This is a genomic window from Tsukamurella sputi, from assembly GCF_007858445.1.
GTDB classification, from domain to species: Bacteria; Actinomycetota; Actinomycetes; order Mycobacteriales; family Mycobacteriaceae; genus Tsukamurella; species Tsukamurella sputi.
This window is the reverse complement of record NZ_VIGV01000002.1, coordinates 621,909-635,462: the sequence shown is the minus strand read 5'-3', so window position 1 is coordinate 635,462 and position 13,554 is coordinate 621,909. Positions and strand designations below refer to the sequence as shown.

The following is a 13,554-nucleotide window of genomic DNA, read 5'->3' as shown; positions in this document are numbered from 1 at the left end:
AGAAGCAGCACATGTCCGTAGGTTTGGGAATGCCGGCAGCCCCGGTCCCCGTTCTGGCTCCGCGCCGCAAGACCCGTCAGCTCAGCGTGGGCGGTGTCGGCGTGGGCAGCGACAGCCCCATCTCGGTGCAGTCCATGTGCACCACCAAGACGCACGACGTGAACGCCACCCTGCAGCAGATCGCCGAGCTCACCGCCTCGGGCTGCGACATCGTGCGCGTCGCCTGCCCCCGGCAGGAGGACGCCGATGCGCTGCCGATCATCGCCAAGAAGGCGAACATCCCGGTGATCGCCGACATCCACTTCCAGCCGAAGTACATCTTCGCCGCGATCGATGCCGGCTGCGCCGCGGTGCGCGTGAATCCCGGCAACATCAAGGAGTTCGACGGCCGCGTGGGCGAGGTCGCGAAGGCCGCCGGCGCCGCGGGCATCCCGATCCGCATCGGCGTCAACGCGGGCTCGCTCGACAAGCGACTCATGGAGAAGTACGGCAAGGCCACCCCCGAGGCCCTCGTCGAGTCCGCGCTGTGGGAGGCGTCGCTGTTCGAGGAGCACGGCTTCGGCGACATCAAGATCTCCGTCAAGCACAACGACCCGGTGATCATGGTCGAGGCCTACCGCCAGCTCGCCGCGCAGTGCGATTACCCGCTGCACCTCGGCGTGACCGAGGCCGGGCCCGCGTTCCAGGGCACTATCAAGAGCTCCGTCGCCTTCGGTGCGCTGCTCGCCGAGGGCATCGGCGACACCATCCGCGTCTCGCTGTCGGCGCCGCCGGCCGAGGAGATCAAGGTGGGCGATGCGATCCTGCAGTCGCTGAACCTCCGGCCCCGCAAGCTGGAGATCGTCTCCTGCCCGTCGTGCGGCCGCGCGCAGGTCGACGTCTACAAGCTCGCCAACGAGGTCACCGCCGGCCTCGAGGGCATGGAGGTTCCGCTGCGCGTCGCCGTCATGGGCTGCGTGGTCAACGGCCCCGGCGAGGCACGCGAGGCCGATCTGGGCGTCGCCTCCGGTAACGGCAAGGGACAGATCTTCGTCAAGGGCGAGGTCATCAAGACGGTCCCCGAGTCCAAGATCGTCGAGACGCTCATCGAGGAAGCCCTGCGCATCGCGGAGGAGTCGGGGGATAGTGAAAGCGGGACACCGGTCGTCACGGTGTCGTAGCCGGCCCGCCGCGTTCGCGGGCCGTGTCAGGGTGAGGAGGCGTCGGTGCTGAGGATGCTGCACGAGCGGCCCGTCCCGCCACGGGACCTGCCCAAGGTGCTCGACGTCCTCGACGCCGACCCCGTCGCCGCGTGCATGGTCGCGGGCCGCGTCCAGGAGTGCGGCACCGAGCCCGGACGCCTCGGAGGCGAGCTGTGGACCCATCGCGACGTCGGCGGGTCGCTGTGCTTCTCCGGCGCGAACCTCATGCCGCTGCGCGGCGACCTCGATGACATGCGCTACTTCGCGGGCCGCGCCGGTCGCGCGCACCGCACCGCGGCCTCGGTGGTCGGCAGGGCCGACATGGTCCTCCCGCTGTGGGAGGCGCTCGAAGGATCGTGGGGTCCGGCCCGCGAGGTCCGGCCCGATCAGCCGCTGATGACCATGAGCGAGTCTTCGCCGTTCGCGCACGCCGGTGTCCGTCCCGCGCGGCTGGCCGAGCTCGACCGGTACCTCGACGCCTCGATCGCGATGTTCACCTCCGAGGTGGGGATCGACCCGTGCGGCGCCGACGGGGGCCGCGCGTACCGCAGGCGGGTGGCCAACACGATCCTCGCCGGCCGCGCGTTCGTCCTGTTCGACGGTGCCGAGGTCGCCTTCAAGGCCGAGGTCGGAGCCGTGTCGCGGACCGTCGGGCAGATCCAGGGCGTGTGGGTGCGGCCGGACCTGCGTGGGCAGGGACTCGGCGGCGCCGGTACCGCGGCGGTGGCCGAGTCGGTGCTCCGTTCGGGGCGCCTCCCGAGCCTGTACGTCAACAGCTTCAACGTCGCAGCGCGCCGCGCGTACGAACGCGTCGGCTTCCGCCAAGTGGCGACGTTCGCCACCGTTCTGCTTACCTGATACCTCGTGAACACAGGGGGGTACGTGGCGGTCGTCGCGGTGATGGTGATCGGCCTGCTGGGGATCGTGGTACCTCTCCTTCCAGGATCGTCGCTGGTGGCGCTCGGCATCCTGATCTGGGCGATCGGCACGGGTGGCACCGCGTGGTGGGTCTTCGCCGCCGCGCTGGCGGCGATGGTGCTGGCCTGGGGTGTGAAGTACCTGGTCGGCGGCCGCACGATGGCCCGGGCCGGCGTGGGGAAGTGGTCCCTCGTCGTCGGCGGGATCGCCGGCATCGTGGGCTTCTTCGTGATCCCCGTGATCGGCCTGCTCATCGGTTTCATCGCCGGCACCTTCGCCGCCGAGGCGATCCGCTTGCGCGACGCACGGGCCGGCTGGCGGGCGGCACTCGCCGCCACCAGGGCCGCGGGCCTGCTGATCCTCATCGAACTGGCCGGCGCCCTCTGCGCGATCGCGATCTGGCTCGGCTACGTCCTCAGCTGAGTGATCGCACGAGCGCGCGTTCCGTAGGGTGACGGCCATGGATCGTCAGACCGCGGCCTTGTTCGACCTCACCGGGCGCACGGCGCTGGTCACGGGCGCGAGCTCGGGGATCGGCGCGGCGATCGCGGAGGCGCTCGACGGTGCCGGTGCCCGCGTGCTGCGGGCCGGACGGGACCGTGCGCGGCTCGGGCCCGACGGGCTGAGCGCGGACCTGGCCCGCGGCGCGGCCGATCTGATAGCGCAGGCCGACGCCCGGACCGACACCGTCGACATCCTGGTCAACTGCGCCGGGACCAACCCGCGCCCGCCCCTCGCCGATATCGACGACGCGCTCTACCGCGAGATCCTCGCGGTCAACCTCGACGCGCCCTTCCAGCTGGGACAGCACTACGGGCCGCGGATGGCCGCGCGCGGATGGGGCCGGATCATCAACGTCGCGTCGACACAGGCGCACCGCGCCTTCGGCAACAGCGGCGTCTACGGCGTCGCGAAGGCCGGCATCGCCGGGCTCACCCGGTCGCAGTCCGAGGCCTGGGCGCCGTCCGGCGTGACCGTCAACTCGCTGACGCCGGGCCTCGTCGCGACGCCGATGACCACCGCGGTGCTCGACGATCCCGAACGCTCCGAGTACTTCCGGCGCCGCGCGCACACCGGTACCCTCGGCGCACCGTCGGATTTCGCGGCGGCCGCCGTCTTCCTGGCCGGGCCGGGCTCGGCCTTCGTGACGGGGCAGAACCTCTGCGTCGACGGTGGCCTCTCGGTCACATAGCGCCTCCCGTGTCACGCTCCCGCCGCCCGGTCGATCACCTGCGTCTCACCGGTCACAGCTCAGCGCGGCAACCGGATACTGGCGGTGCGCCGTCATACCCTGGCCCGGTGAAGAAGCCGATGCGCAGCGCCGTCGCGATCATCGCCCTCGTGGCGCTGGTCGCGGCCGGCGGCTGCTCGTCGGCGCCGAGCAACGGCCCCGGTCCGCTCGCGGTGCGCTTCGGTGCGGCCCTGGCCGACAAGGACTTCGACGCTGCCGCTGCCCTCACCACCTCGCCCGACTCCGCGAAGAAGGCCCTGCGGGCCGCGTTCGAGGGCCTGCAGGCTCGCGGTGTCCAGCTCAAGGTCGGGCAGGTGCGCACCGTCGGCGCCACGAGTGAGGTCGAGTACGAGTACGTCTGGGATCTCCCGGCCGAGCAGGGGCGTTCGAACCGCACCTGGGACTACCGCGGTTCCCTCACCGGTGTCCAGGAGAACGGGCAGTGGCGGGTGCGGTGGGCACCGTCGGTGCTGCATCCGCGGCTCGGCGCGAACCAGACCATGGTGCTGCGCGCGATGCCGGCGGCCAAGGCGCCGGTGAACTCGGCGGCGGGCGGCTCGGTGCTGGTGCCCGGCGTGATCACCCGCATCCGGCTCGAGGCGTCCAAGGTCACCGCGCCCACGACGGTGCTCGACGTCGCCGGTCAGCTCTCCCGGGCGCTCCAACCCATCCTCCCGGGACTCGACCCGGTGCAGATCACCGAGCAGGCCACCTCGCTGCGCGCCCCGTACACCGTCGCGTCGGTGAACCAGGACGATCTCCGCAGGCTCGCGGGCGACGTGACCTCCCTGCCGGGGGTCACCCTCGTCGAACAGGCGGACCTCGTGCCCACCGATCGCACCTTCGCGCCGGCGCTCATGTCGTCGATCAAGCAGAACGTCACCGGTGATCTCGCGGGCAAGGACGGCTGGGAGGTGATCGCGCAGGCCGACACCGGCGCGCGGGTCTCCACGCTCTCGTCCACCGCGCCGCAGACGGCACCGGCCGTGTCCGTGAGCATCTCGCCGATCGCGCAGGCCGCGGCGCAGGCCGCCGTGAACACCCGTCGGGACCGGCAGTCGATGATGGTCGTGATCCAGCCGTCCACCGGTAACGTGCTCGCCGTCGCGCAGAATCCGGAGGCCGACAAGCTCGGCTCGCTCGCCACCTCCGGCCTGTACCCGCCGGGGTCCACCGGCAAGATCGTCACCGCCACGGCGGCCATCTCGGCGGGCATCGCCACCCCGGACACCATCGTGCCCTGCCCCGGCACCCTGACGATCGGCGAGCGCGAGGTCCCCAACTACAACCGCTTCGCCCTGGGCGACGTCACCATGCAGCGCGCCTTCGCCCGCTCCTGCAACACCAGCTTCGCCTTCCTCGGCGCCAAGCTGAGGCCCGAGGCCCTGCCCACGGCCGCCGCCGAACTCGGGATCGGTCCGGACTACGCCATCGCCGGCCTGCCGGTCTCCTCCGGCCAGTACCCGATGCCCAAGGCCATGGTCAACCAGGTGGAGGACAGCTTCGGCCAGGGTGAGGTCCTCGTCAGCCCGTTCGCCATGGCGTTGGCCGTCGCCTCCGTCGCGCACGGCGGGGCTGTCACCCCGCAGCTGCTCCTCGGCAAGCCCACCAAGGTCGACGGGGAGCGCCCCCCACTCGATCCCAAGGCCGCCGACGGTGTGCGCGCGATGATGCGTGAGGTGGTCGCGTCCGGTACGGCCGAGCTGATTCGCGGCGCGGGGGACGTGCTCGGCAAGACCGGAGAGGCGGAGGTCGACGGTGGCTCGCACGCCTGGTTCGTCGGCTACCGCGGCGATCTGGCCTTCGCGACCCTCGTCGTGCTGGGTGGCAGCTCGGACAACGCCGTCGCGGTGACCAAGGAGTTCTTCGACCGTTTCGACGCGCCCGTCCCCGCCGCCCCGAACTGAGCCCGACGGCCCGCGTTGGCCGCGGTGGATGTCTTCCCGCGGGAGATTTTCACCGATCATCGGGTTGCAACCCGATGATGTGTCAGAAGTCCCCGCGGGAACACGGCCGGCGATGCGGGGCTCGGTAATTCGTTTGCGGAGCCGATGAGCCCGCGGGACCCTCGTTCGCATGACCATCGAGTTGATTGCGCCGGACGTCGCCTGGCACGACGAGTGGATGCGCAACGCCGCGGAGTGGGGCGGGGTGACCCACCACCCCGGGGCGGGCCGCCCAGCGGCGCGCGACCTCGATCTGGGGACGCCGTCCGGCTTCGAGACCTGGGTGGAACGACTCACCGCGATGACCACGGCGGATCGGGCCGGCGACCTCGTGCCCGCGACCACCTGGTGGATCGTGCGCGGCGATCGGTATCTCGGCGGGATCCAGTTGCGGCACGTGCTGAACGACCTGCTCGCCGAGCTGGGCGGCCACATCGGCTACCATGTGCGGCCCTCGGCGCGGAGGCAGGGCGTCGCCTCGGCAGCGCTGCGCGAGGTGGTCCGGCGCGCGGGTGAGATCGGGGTGACCGAGGTCCTCGTCACCTGCGACGAGAGCAATACCGGCTCGCGTCGCACCGCCGAATCGGCGGGCGGCGTCCTCACCCGGATCCGCCCCGTCGACGACTACGCGATCGAGCACGACTTCCTCGAACCGCTCTGTCACTACTGGATCCCGACGTCCTCGTGAGGCCGCCGGGCGACGGCGCCGGACGGCCGCAGAGGGCGCCGATTACGCTGAGCGGATGACCCGCGCTGCACTCGTCCCCGGCACCGTCTCGCCCCGTCTGGCCGTACCGGCGAAGATCGTGCGACCCGAGTACGTCGACAAGCCCCGCGCGAACGAGGGCAACGAGCCGTGGGTGCAGACTCCCGAGACCATCGAGAAGATGCGCCTCGCCTCGCGGATCGCCGCCGACGCGTTACAGGCGGCGGGCGCCGAGGTCCAGCCCGGCGTGACCACCGATCACCTCGACCGGGTGGCGCACGAGTACATGATCGATCACGGCGCCTACCCGTCGACGCTGGGCTACCGCGGGTTCCCCAAGAGCTGCTGCACGAGTCTCAACGAGGTGATCTGCCACGGCATCCCGGACTCGACGGTGATCGAGGACGGCGACATCGTCAACATCGACGTGACGGCCTACATCGACGGCGTGCACGGCGACACCAACGCCACTTTCCTCGCCGGCGACGTCTCCGAGGAGCACCGGCTGCTCGTCGAGCGCACCCGCATCGCCACCGAGCGGGCCATCAAGGCGGTCAAGCCGGGACGTGAGCTCAACGTGGTGGGCCGCGTCATCGAGTCCTACGCGAACCGCTTCGGCTACACCGTGGTCCGCGACTTCACCGGGCACGGCATCGGCGAGACCTTCCACAACGGCCTCGTCGTGCTGCACTACGACGAGCCGAACGTCGAGACGGTGCTCGAGCCCGGCATGGTCTTCACCATCGAGCCGATGATCAACCTCGGCGGCCTCGACTACGAGATCTGGCCCGACGGCTGGACCGTCGCGACCACGGACAAGAAGTGGACCGCGCAGTTCGAGCACACCCTCGTGGTGACCGACGACGGTGCCGAGATCCTCACCCTGCCGAGCGACGCCGCCTAGATGCGCGGGGCGCTGCTGATCGCCGGCGCCACCTCGGACGCCGGCAAGTCCACCGTCACGGCCGGGCTCTGCCGCCTGCTCGCCCGACGGGGCGTGCGGGTCGCGCCGTTCAAGGCGCAGAACATGTCCAACAACTCCGTCGCCACCGTCGAGCCGGACGGCACGAGCGGCGAGATCGGGCGCGCGCAGGCGACCCAGGCGCTGGCGTGCGGTCTGGCACCGTCGACCCGGTTCAACCCCGTCCTGCTCAAGCCCGGCAGCGATCGTCGCAGCCAACTGGTCCTGCACGGCCGGCCCGTCGGCGACGTGGGCGCGCGCGATTACGTCACCCGCCGGCAGTGGCTGCTCGACGAGGTGACCACCACGCTGCGCGGCCTGCGCGACGACTTCGACGTGGTGCTCTGCGAGGGCGCCGGCAGCCCCGCCGAGATCAACCTGCGTGCCACCGACATCGCCAACATGGGTCTGGCGCGGGCCGCGGACCTGCCGACGCTGATCGTCGGCGACATCGACCGCGGCGGAGTGCTCGCCCACCTCGCGGGCACCGTCGCGGTGATGCCGCCCGACGATCAGCGGCTCGTCTACGGCTTCCTGATCAACCGCTTCCGGGGCGACGTCTCGCTGCTGACGCCCGGGCTCGAGCAGCTCGAGCAGATCACGAAGCGGCCCACGCTCGGCGTGCTCCCGTACCTGACGGACCTCTGGCTCGACGCCGAGGACTCCCTCGCCGCCCTGAGCAGCGACCTCGTCGGCCGCGGATCGACCGCTCCGGACCCGATCACGGTCGCCGCGATCGCCCTGCCGCGCGTCTCCAACACCACCGACGTCGAGGCCCTCGCCTGCGAACCCGGCCTGACGGTGCGCTGGACCACCCGCCCGGCCGATGTCGCCGCCGCGGATCTGGTGGTGCTCCCCGGCACCAAGAGCACCGTCGGCGACCTCGCCTGGCTCCGCGACCGCGGCCTCGCCGACGCGCTGATCCGCCGTGCGCAGGCCGGAGGGCCGATCGTCGGGATCTGCGGTGGCTACCAGATGCTCGGCCGTTCGATCACCGATCCCGCGGGCGTGGAGGCGCCCGCCGGAACCCGCGTCGACGGCCTCGGCGTGCTCGATCTGGACGTCGAGTTCGGTCCCGTCAAGTGCGTGCGGAACGTCGCCGGCGCGGGCCTCGGCGTCGCCGCGAGCGGCTACGAGATCCACCACGGCGTGGTCGTCCGCACCGCGGAAGCGCCTGCGCTGCAGGGGCCGGACGGGCCGGAGGGCGCCCTGCGCGGGCACGTGCTCGGCACGCACTGGCACGGGCTCTTCGGATCCGACGACTTCCGGCGCGCCTACCTGCGGGAGAGCTTCCCGAGCCGCGAACTCGGTCCCGCGGTCGGCTACGACGCCGCCCGGCTCGCCCAGCTCGACGCGGTCGCCGACGCGATCGAGGAGCACTGCGACGTCGATGCGATCCTGAGACCTTTGCATTCGAAGGTTAAGTTTTCGGCGATCCTGCCGCCCATCCGGATCACGAGTGACTAGCGTTACCGGTCATGGGGATCGATTCAGCGCAGACGGTGCAGGTGCCTGCGGGCTCGTGGACCTTCGACGTCTCGGTGGGGGGATCCGAACACGGCGTTCCGGTGCTGCTGCTGCACGGGTTCCCGCAGACGGAGGAGTGTTTCGACCAGGTGCGGGAGCGTCTGCACGAGGCGGGCCTGCGCACCATCGCGCCTCGCCAACGCGGCTACAGCGCGGGGGCGCGGCCGGTGGGTGCGGACCAGTACACGATGAAGCTGCTCGCCGAGGACGCCGCCCGGATCCTGGACGCGCTCGACGTCCCGTACGCGCACGTCGTCGGGCACGGCCTCGGCGCGACGGTCGCCTGGCACTTCGCGGCCGCCTACCCGCTGCGCGCGATGAGCCTGACCGCCGTCTCCTTCGGACACCCGTCCGCCTTCGGTGAGGCGATGGCTACGGACCAGGATCAGCGGCAGCGCTCGCGCTACCTCGAGCTGTTCCTCCAGTCGGGCGCCGCGGAGAAGGCGCTGCTCGCGAACGACGCCCGCACGCTCCTCGCGACCGCCCCGGGTGGCGGCATCGAGGACGTCGCGAACGAGCCCGCGCTGACGGCGGCGCTCAATTGGTACCGGGCGAACATGGTGCCCGGCGGCGAGGGGCTCGACTGCCCCGTGATCGAGGTGCCCACCACGCTCGTGTGGGGGAACCGTGACGCCATCGCGGGCGCCGCGCAGGCCAAGGGCACCGCGCACTACCTCCGCGCCGACTACCGGCTCAGTGAGGTGCCCGACGGTGACCATTGGCTCCCGCTGCGCGCCCCCGCGGCCCTGGCCTCGGAGATCGCGCTGCGGACGCTCCGGAACTGACCGCGCTCGCGCGCGGCCGTCCCGGAGCGGGTGTCGCTACTTGTCGGAGCCGCAGGTGCAGCTGTCGCCGCACGAGCAGTTCTCGCACGTGCAGTTCGGGTTGGAGCAGCCGGGGACGTTCAAATCATGGTGATTCATGCATGTGACTCTACCCCGGGCCGCCGCTACGATCACGCGTCCTTCGCCAGCCCGAGGAGCGCGTTCTCGACCAGCTCCGGCAGCGCCGGGTGGATCCAGTACTGCCCGCGCGCGAACTCCTGCGCCGGAATCGAGAAGGACATCGCGGTGATCGCCGACTGGATCAGGGCGGAGGCCTGGTGGCCCACGATGTGTGCGCCGATGAGCAGTCCCGTGGACCGATCGGCGATCAGCTTGCACACGCCCTCGGCGTCGGCCATGGCCCAGCCGTAAGCGATGTCGGCGTAGCGCTGCTCGGCGACGGCCACGTCGATGCCCCGGGAGCGGGCCTCCGCTTCGGTCAGCCCGACGGAGGCGACCTGCGGCCGGGAGAAGACCGCGCCGGGGACGAACCGGTGGTCCGATGTGGCCGTGGGGGTGTCCCACCCCGACAGCAGGTTCTCCGCGACCACGCGCGCCTCGTGATTGGCCACGTGCCGCAGCGGGAACCGCGTGCTCACGTCGCCGAGCGCCCAGACGCCGCGCACGGGCGTGCGCTGGTGCTCGTCGACGGGGACGCGGCCGGCACCGTCGAGCTCGATGCCGATGGCGGAGAGCGCCAGCGTGTCGCCGTTGGGCGTGCGCCCGGTGGCGACGAGCAGCACGTCGCCGGCCACCGTCGAACCGTCGGAGAGGTCCACCTCCACGCCGTCGCCCGTCGCGCGGGTCGCGGTGACCTCGGTGCTCAGCCGCACGTCCCACTTCTCCGAGGCCTGCGCGGTGAAGACCTCGGCGACGGTCTGGTCCTGAGCGCGCAGGAGGCGCTCGCCCCGCGCGACGACGGTGACCTCGGAGCCGAGGCCGGCGAAGACGTGCGCGAATTCGGCGGCGATGTACCCGCCGCCGACGATGATCACGCGCCCCGGCAGCGCGTCGAGCCGCATGATCGTGTCGTTGGTGTGGAAGGGCGCGGTGCCCGCGGTGAAGACCGGCGGGATCACGGGCCGCGAGCCTGCGGAGATCACGATGTCGCGGCCGGTCACGACGGTGCCGTCGGCCAGCTCGAGGCGGTGCAGGCCGTCCCCGGAGCCGGGCAGGAACCACGCCTCCTGCTGGAAGACGGTCACGTTCGGGCACTTGTCCTCGCGGTAGCGCAGGCCGCCCGCGGCGTACCGGTCGATGCGGCCGAAGACGCGGTCGCGGATGTCGGCCCAGCGGGTGCCGGTGATCTCCGCGTCGACCCCGACGGCACCGCCCTCGCGGGCCTCGTCGGCGACGTCGGCGGGGTAGACGAACATCTTGGTGGGGATGCAGCCCACGTTCAGGCAGGTCCCGCCGAAGGCGCCGTTGAACTGCCCCTTGTCGACGATCGCGATCGAGCGGTCGTCGAACCGCTCGTCGGGGATGGTGTTGCCGGCTCCGGAGCCGATGATGACCAGGTCGAAGACGCGCTCGGCCACGTCAGGCCTCGATCTCGCGGGCCAGCCAGGATCCGAGTTCGGCGTACGCGGTCTCGCGGGCGTCCTTCTCGGAGAGGAAGACGTCGTGCTTGGCGTTCTCGACGGGGATCACCGTCAGCCGCCCGCCGAGCGCGCCGGACCACTTCGCGATCTGCCGGGTGTCGAGCACCACGTCGGCGCGGCCGGCCTCCTCGCTCCACTCCTTGGGGGCGAAGCTCTTCGTCGAACGCAGCACGAGCGACGGGACGCCGATGTCGAGTCCGCGGTGCAGGAGGCTGTGGGCGACGCGCACGGCCCGTAGCCAGCCGAACCGGACGGGGAAGCCCTCGATGGGCTTGATCCGCACGTCGAAGTCGAACTCCCCGTGCTCGTCGACGTGGATGGTCTGGCCGTAGACGCCGACCGCCTCCACGGGCACGATGCGGGTACCCGCGGCCTTGCCGATGAGCTTGACGACGGGCGTTGCGATCTCGCGGAGAACCGCGGAGCCCTGCAGGTCGAACCACGGGCTGTCGAGGACCAGGCCCGCGATCGGCGCCGTCCGGCCCGCCTTGCGGCGACGGTCGAGCCACAGCGGGGTGATGAGGCCGCCCGTGGAGTGCGCGGCCACCACGATGCCCAGACCGGGGTGCTCCCGCTCGATCGCCTCTACGGCGAGGTCCAGCTCGGTGTCGTAGACGGTGAAGTCGGTGGCGTAGTGCGCCGACTGGCCGTCTCGGAGCGAACGCCCGCACTTGCGCAGGTCGAGGGCGTAGAAGGCGTAGCCGCGCTCCGCGAAGAACTCCGCGACATCGGTCTGGAAGAAGTAGTCGGAGAAGCCGTGCACCCACAGCACCGCGTGATGGGGATCCTTCGCCGCCGTCGACGGGACGTGCTTGACCAGTGTGGCCACCACGTCCCCGCCCGGCTCGCCGTCCGGGTCCGGGCCCAGCTCGAAGGTGTGCGCGACGTAGTCGTCGCCGAGGACATCGGGGGAGTAGGTCAGCTCAGTGATCGCCACGGCTTCACTCTAATGACGTCGTCGCCGGGAGCGGAGCGAGCGGGACGGTTGTGGCGCTCGCCGGGAGCGGAGCGAGCGGGGCGTGGGCGGTCGCGTCGTTCGCGGTGCTGCGTCGTACTGCACGGTGTGCCGCGCGCCACCGGAGGGCCCCGGAGTAAGGTTCTCGCGCAGAAGGGGGCCCGACGCGGGGCCCCGCCCCACGTCGAGGAGTGAACTACCAGATGGCCCGTAACGTGATCAGCACGGACGTCGCGCTCGTGGGAGCGGGAATCATGAGCGCCACGCTCGGCACCCTGCTCCGCAAGCTGGAGCCCAGCTGGTCGATCAACGTCTTCGAGTCCCTCGACGCAGCGGCCGCCGAGTCCTCCGACCCGTGGAACAACGCGGGCACCGGGCACTCCGCGCTGTGCGAGCTGAACTACACGCCGCAGGCCGCCGACGGCTCGGTGGACATCTCCAAGGCGATCACGATCAACGAGCAGTTCCAGGTCTCGCGCCAGTTCTGGGCGTACGCCGTGGACGCGGGCGTTCTCGATCAGCCCTCCGACTTCATCAACCCCATCCCGCATGCCAGCTTCGTACACGGCGCCGACAACGTCGAGTACCTGCGCAAGCGCTACGACGCTCTCGCGCATCAGACGTTGTTCGAGGGGATGGAGTTCTTCACCGACCCGGCCACCTTCAGCGAGCGGCTGCCGATCATGGCCGCGGGCCGTAACTTCGGCGATCCCGTGGCCGTGAACTGGTACGAGGGCGGCACGGACGTCGACTTCGGCTCGCTGACCAAGAAGCTCATCAACTTCGTCGGCAAGGGCGGCGCCGTCCACTTCGGCACCAAGGTCACGAACCTCAAGCGCACCAAGGAGGGCTGGCGCCTGACGGTGCGCAATCTGCGCACGCACGAGGTCTCCTACGTCGACGCGCGATTCGTCTTCGTCGGCGCGGGCGGCGGCGCCCTGCCGCTGCTGCAGAAGTCGGGCATCAAGGAGGCCAAGGGCTTCGGCGGCTTCCCCGTCTCGGGCCAGTTCTTCCGCTGCTCGAACCCGGAGCTGATCGACCACCACGCCGCGAAGGTCTACGGCAAGGCCGCTGTCGGCGCCCCGCCGATGTCGGTGCCGCACCTCGACACCCGCGTCATCGAGGGCAACAAGGGCCTGCTGTTCGGTCCGTACGCCGGCTTCTCGCCGAAGTTCCTCAAGGCGGGCCAGTACACCGATCTGCCGCTGTCGGTGAAGCCGAACAACCTGCTCCCGATGATGGCCGTGGGCCTCAAGGAGATGGGCCTGACCAAGTACCTCATCGGCGAGCTCATGCAGTCGTCCGCCGATCGCGTGAAGACCCTCTCGGAGTTCGTGCCCCGCGCCGACGGCCACGACTGGGAGCTGATCACCGCCGGTCAGCGCGTGCAGGTGATCCGCAAGGGCCCGGGCGGCGGCAACCTCGAGTTCGGCACCGCGGTGATCGCGGCGAACGACGAGTCGATCGCCGGCCTGCTGGGTGCCTCGCCCGGCGCCTCGACGGCCGTGCCCGCGATGCTCGACGTGCTGGGCAAGTGCTTCCCCAAGCACATGCAGGCGTGGAAGCCGTTGCTGCAGGAGATGATCCCGTCGTACGGCACCACGCTCAACGACAACAAGCAGCTGTTCGACCAGGTCTGGGACTGGACGAACCGCACCCTGCAGCTGGCCCCCGGCGTCGGGGCCGACGCACAGGCCTGACGCC

The 13,554-nt window shown here is 71.0% G+C and carries 12 protein-coding genes; 10 read left to right on the top strand and 2 right to left on the bottom strand.

What is annotated here, in order from left to right; all coding sequences use genetic code 11:
* The first annotated feature begins 11 nt into the window (after positions 1-11).
* The 9 genes from ispG to FK268_RS08200 all read left to right on the top strand — a co-directional run bounded on the left by ispG (position 12) and on the right by FK268_RS08200 (position 9,255).
* Positions 12-1,160 carry a flavodoxin-dependent (E)-4-hydroxy-3-methylbut-2-enyl-diphosphate synthase gene (gene ispG / locus FK268_RS08240; protein WP_146432965.1) on the top strand — a complete coding sequence of 383 codons (1,149 nt, stop codon included), beginning with the start codon at positions 12-14 and terminating at the stop codon, positions 1,158-1,160.
* Positions 1,161-1,205: 45 nt separating this feature from the next.
* On the top strand, positions 1,206-2,039 hold the full coding sequence (locus tag FK268_RS08235) for a GNAT family N-acetyltransferase (protein ID WP_146432962.1): 834 nt from the start codon (positions 1,206-1,208) through the stop codon (positions 2,037-2,039).
* A gap of 6 nt (positions 2,040-2,045) precedes the next feature.
* A complete protein-coding gene (locus FK268_RS08230) occupies positions 2,046-2,522 on the top strand; it encodes a DUF456 domain-containing protein (protein ID WP_231706983.1) in 477 nt (158 codons plus the stop codon).
* A 37-nt stretch (positions 2,523-2,559) separates the two neighbouring features.
* Positions 2,560-3,291, top strand: coding sequence for an SDR family NAD(P)-dependent oxidoreductase (locus FK268_RS08225; RefSeq protein ID WP_146432960.1), 732 nt, complete (start codon positions 2,560-2,562; stop codon positions 3,289-3,291).
* A 119-nt stretch (positions 3,292-3,410) separates the two neighbouring features.
* On the top strand, positions 3,411-5,237 hold the full coding sequence (locus tag FK268_RS08220) for a penicillin-binding transpeptidase domain-containing protein (RefSeq protein WP_146433470.1): 1,827 nt from the start codon (positions 3,411-3,413) through the stop codon (positions 5,235-5,237).
* A gap of 169 nt (positions 5,238-5,406) precedes the next feature.
* Positions 5,407-5,964, top strand: a complete 558-nt coding sequence (locus tag FK268_RS08215; RefSeq protein ID WP_146432958.1) for a GNAT family N-acetyltransferase — start codon at positions 5,407-5,409, stop codon at positions 5,962-5,964.
* Positions 5,965-6,019: 55 nt separating this feature from the next.
* A complete protein-coding gene (gene map / locus FK268_RS08210; protein WP_146432956.1) occupies positions 6,020-6,886 on the top strand; it encodes a type I methionyl aminopeptidase in 867 nt (288 codons plus the stop codon).
* Positions 6,887-8,410: a cobyric acid synthase gene (locus FK268_RS08205; RefSeq protein ID WP_146432954.1), complete on the top strand. Its 1,524-nt coding sequence runs from the start codon at positions 6,887-6,889 to the stop codon at positions 8,408-8,410. It abuts the gene before it with no gap.
* Positions 8,411-8,421: 11 nt separating this feature from the next.
* Positions 8,422-9,255, top strand: coding sequence for an alpha/beta fold hydrolase (locus tag FK268_RS08200; protein ID WP_146432952.1), 834 nt, complete (start codon positions 8,422-8,424; stop codon positions 9,253-9,255).
* 170 nt (positions 9,256-9,425) lie between these two features.
* On the opposite strand, the gene FK268_RS08195 is transcribed toward FK268_RS08200, so the two are convergent.
* Together FK268_RS08195 and FK268_RS08190 are read right to left on the bottom strand one after the other, a co-directional pair.
* A complete protein-coding gene (locus tag FK268_RS08195; protein WP_146432950.1) occupies positions 9,426-10,832 on the bottom strand; it encodes a mycothione reductase in 1,407 nt (468 codons plus the stop codon).
* 1 nt (position 10,833) lies between these two features.
* A complete protein-coding gene (locus FK268_RS08190) occupies positions 10,834-11,832 on the bottom strand; it encodes an alpha/beta hydrolase (RefSeq protein ID WP_146432948.1) in 999 nt (332 codons plus the stop codon).
* A gap of 221 nt (positions 11,833-12,053) precedes the next feature.
* On the opposite strand from FK268_RS08190, the gene mqo reads away from it, so the two are divergent.
* Complete coding sequence (gene mqo / locus FK268_RS08185; RefSeq protein WP_146432946.1) at positions 12,054-13,550, top strand: malate dehydrogenase (quinone); 1,497 nt, start codon at positions 12,054-12,056, stop codon at positions 13,548-13,550.
* Positions 13,551-13,554: the final 4 nt, after the last annotated feature.

Excerpts from the sequence above, each read along its gene's own strand:
- mqo (WP_146432946.1), top strand. The coding sequence starts at position 12,054 with ATGGCCCGTAACGTGATCAGCACGGACGTCGCGCTCGTGGGAGCGGGA.
- ispG (WP_146432965.1), top strand. The coding sequence starts at position 12 with ATGTCCGTAGGTTTGGGAATGCCGGCAGCCCCGGTCCCCGTTCTGGCT.
- map (WP_146432956.1), top strand. The coding sequence starts at position 6,020 with ATGACCCGCGCTGCACTCGTCCCCGGCACCGTCTCGCCCCGTCTGGCC.
- FK268_RS08215 (WP_146432958.1), top strand. The coding sequence starts at position 5,407 with ATGACCATCGAGTTGATTGCGCCGGACGTCGCCTGGCACGACGAGTGG.
- FK268_RS08205 (WP_146432954.1), top strand. The coding sequence starts at position 6,887 with ATGCGCGGGGCGCTGCTGATCGCCGGCGCCACCTCGGACGCCGGCAAG.
- FK268_RS08225 (WP_146432960.1), top strand. The coding sequence starts at position 2,560 with ATGGATCGTCAGACCGCGGCCTTGTTCGACCTCACCGGGCGCACGGCG.
- FK268_RS08220 (WP_146433470.1), top strand. The coding sequence starts at position 3,411 with ATGCGCAGCGCCGTCGCGATCATCGCCCTCGTGGCGCTGGTCGCGGCC.
- FK268_RS08200 (WP_146432952.1), top strand. The coding sequence starts at position 8,422 with ATGGGGATCGATTCAGCGCAGACGGTGCAGGTGCCTGCGGGCTCGTGG.